At 64.9% G+C, this 2,954-nt stretch carries 1 protein-coding gene and 1 pseudogene; one reads left to right on the top strand and one right to left on the bottom strand.

Annotated features, from left to right (window positions below):
• The coding region (locus LCF60_RS24105; RefSeq protein ID WP_292295065.1) for a peroxidase family protein at window positions 1-1,602 on the bottom strand (1,602 nt) is incomplete at its 3' end.
• A gap of 147 nt (window positions 1,603-1,749) precedes the next feature.
• Here LCF60_RS24105 and LCF60_RS24100 point away from each other — a divergent pair.
• A pseudogene (locus tag LCF60_RS24100) lies at window positions 1,750-2,954 on the top strand (hypothetical protein); the annotation flags it as partial.

Genomic DNA, 2,954 nt, shown 5'->3' with positions numbered 1-2,954 from the left:
CGGACCGAGCCGCTGACCACCTGTCACAACCTCCGCCTCCTTGAGGATGTAGAACCACAGCGGCGTCGCCTCCACGAAGCCACCGTCGACAAGCGCCTGCCCGGTTCCGCCCGAGGCGAGTTGCTCCGGGCTCAGCGGGTCGATGCTGATCCCGCTTGCCGCCAGCCCCGCAATGCAGGCCTGTGCGCTCGGCAGGGCGAGGCGCTGGCCACGGCGGAGGTTACGACGAGGCAGGCGTTTCAGGACGTTGTGGAAACCGGCCGGCTCATTGAGCATGTCGTGCAGAGGTGGCGCGATATGGGTGTCGATCAACCGGGTATTGCGGTCCGAGAACGCACCCTCACCGGCAACGGTGAAGCGTTCGGTGTCGACGATCCAACCCGCCGGCAGGCGCGGATCGGCCCCTTCGTTCATCTCGCCCTCACCAGTGAAGGCGAACATGAGCTGAAACGGCGCCCGCTCGATCAGGGCCGTGCCACCGGGATCGGCCCGCCCGAAATTCGCGTTCCAGTCGTAGTCGGCCCGAGCGGTACTATGCCCGAAGCGGAACGCGGCGACCGAGAATTCCAGCGGCAACGGAAGACGCCTGCCTTCGGCACCGACGCGACGCAGGAACTGCGCATAGACCGGCGCCTCCGCAGCGATGATCCCGGCGAGCGTCGGACCATGGCAGACGCTGGGCAGGTATTCATTCACCAACAGCCACTGGTAAATCCAGCGCAGCCGGGTGCGGGCCCAGTCGAACTGTTCGTCCGAGGTTCCCGCCGGGGCCTGATCCACCAGCCGGTTGTGGAGGCGCGCAAAGGCAAGGTGCACGGTCGCAACGGCAAGGTTCTCGTCGTTGCGGCCGTCCGCGATGATGGCGCGGGACGGATTGATCTCGCCGCTATCGGGGTCGGTCAGAAACGCCTTCAGGTCAGCCGGCAGGCGGTCGATCGCGGCCGGATCCAGAATGGGGTCGTGATCGCGGATCAGACGCTCGGCCCGCAGCAGATCGTGCGCGGGATCCTCGTGTCGCGGACGGGGCCGAGATGGCCGAGGCCCCGAGGTCAGCACATTCGCGTCGGTCCCGATCCTCAGCTTCGCCGGAAAGCTCGGATGCCTGAGGCGTTTCGTCATCTCCGAGGCAAACTGCCCCTGCAGGGTCGCGCCGCCGTACAGGCTGTCAAGGTCGAGCACCCCGGTTCGGAAATTCGCCACGCTTGCGACCACATCGGCGCGCGAGAGCGGCGCGACATCGTCGATATCGACATCCGAGAACCCCTGCACCCGGTCGGTGCCTGCGGTGATGTCATGGTCGATGAACTGGCCCAGATAGGTGATGATCGCGGGCACATCGGTGTTGTCGACATCGCCCGGGGCCTGATCCACCATCGCATCGCCAAGCGCGTCGAGCGCTGCGGTTGTCGACACATCATGATCCGGCATCGGCGCTTTGGAAAAGAAGTAGTCGAATCGTCCGAAGGGAGCTGTCGTGGGGTCGGGGTAGCTTGCCGTATCGGTATAACCGCAAGCCGCTGACATCGAGACGGTGCGCCCATCGCGGGCATCGTGATACCCGTCAGGCTGGCCGTGCATGCGATGAGAACTGATGAATAGCATGGGATCCTCCTGTGTGGTCGATGGAGGAACATTGGCCTGACACCGTGATCGCATCGTGATTTCCGTATAGCGACACCTTCACCGAATAGTCACTCGGCACTGGGCGCATTTTGGATTACGCTACGTTAAGGTACTGCTGAGCTTGATGTGGCAACACGGGGTTATGACGTGGCGGATGACACGGTGGCAACGTTGCGCGTGCGCGGGAGGTTTTCGCTGGTCGATGCGGAAGGCACCGATTTGACGCCCGCGCGGCGAAAGGAACGTGGTCTGCTTGCCCTGCTCGCACTCGCGCCCGACCGCCGCCGCACCCGGGCCTGGATCATGGACAAGCTGTGGTCGACACGCACGCCCGAACAGGCTTCAGGAAGTCTGCGGCGTGCCTTGTCCAATCTACGACGCGACCTGGGGCACGCTGCCGTCGGGCTCAAGGCCGATCGCTTCGATGTCTGGTTGACCGACCAGATCGCCATCGACACCGCTGCGACCTCTGGCACTGATGCCGAGGTGTTGGAAGGTCTCGACGTGCCAGATCCGGAATTCGAGGATTGGCTGCGGGACATGCGGCAAGCCCATGACCCAAGAGATCGAGGCCGGGAGCCGAGAGATGCGCCATCGACCCCGGCGCCGCGGGATGGGGCAGACGGAGGCACCGTGATCGTGCTGTGTCCCCCCAATGCCGTGATGTCGCCCGACGAGACATTCCTTGTCTCATTCCTTCTCGATACCCTCTCAAGTCGCCTGACTGCGCTGGGAGACGCCGAAGTGCATATCGGAGCGCGGCCCACGCCCGATCGCCTGGACCGGGCGGACACCATACTTTGGATCGACATCGCGTCCGCCGTGATCGACACGCAATGGCACGTCAGGCTCCGCGTCCATGCCGACCGCAACCAGCGCTTCCTGTGGACCGGCGGAACGGTCCTGCCGATGAACTTGCGCCAGATCTGCGAGGGCTCTGGTGTGGCTGCCTTCGTGAGCAGCGCCCTGTCGGGCATCATGGTGCGGAGTGCGGCCACCCGTCGGGCCGGCCGCTCAGCCTATATCCGGCTGCAACGGGCCTCGGCGCGCCTGTTCACCGGCTCGCACGACGATCTTCGCCGCGCCGAGGCCGACCTGAAAGACCTGTGCGCGGACCCGGGCGCTGCAGCCCCTCTGGCCTGGCGGGCATTCGCCTGTTTGACCCGCGTCTTGGAATTCCGCGAAGAAGGCGAAGACCTGACGCTCGCCGCCCGGAGCTATGTGAACGAGGCAATCAAGCGTGATCAGTCCAGTTCCCTTGCGCTGTCGGTGGCGGCGGCGATCGAACTGAAGCTTGGCCCGGAGGTGGACCGGGGCCATTATCTTGCGCA

Source organism: Marivita sp. (genome assembly GCF_020055635.1).
Lineage (GTDB): Bacteria > Pseudomonadota > Alphaproteobacteria > Rhodobacterales > Rhodobacteraceae > Marivita.
This window is presented reverse-complemented; position numbering and strand designations above follow the sequence as displayed.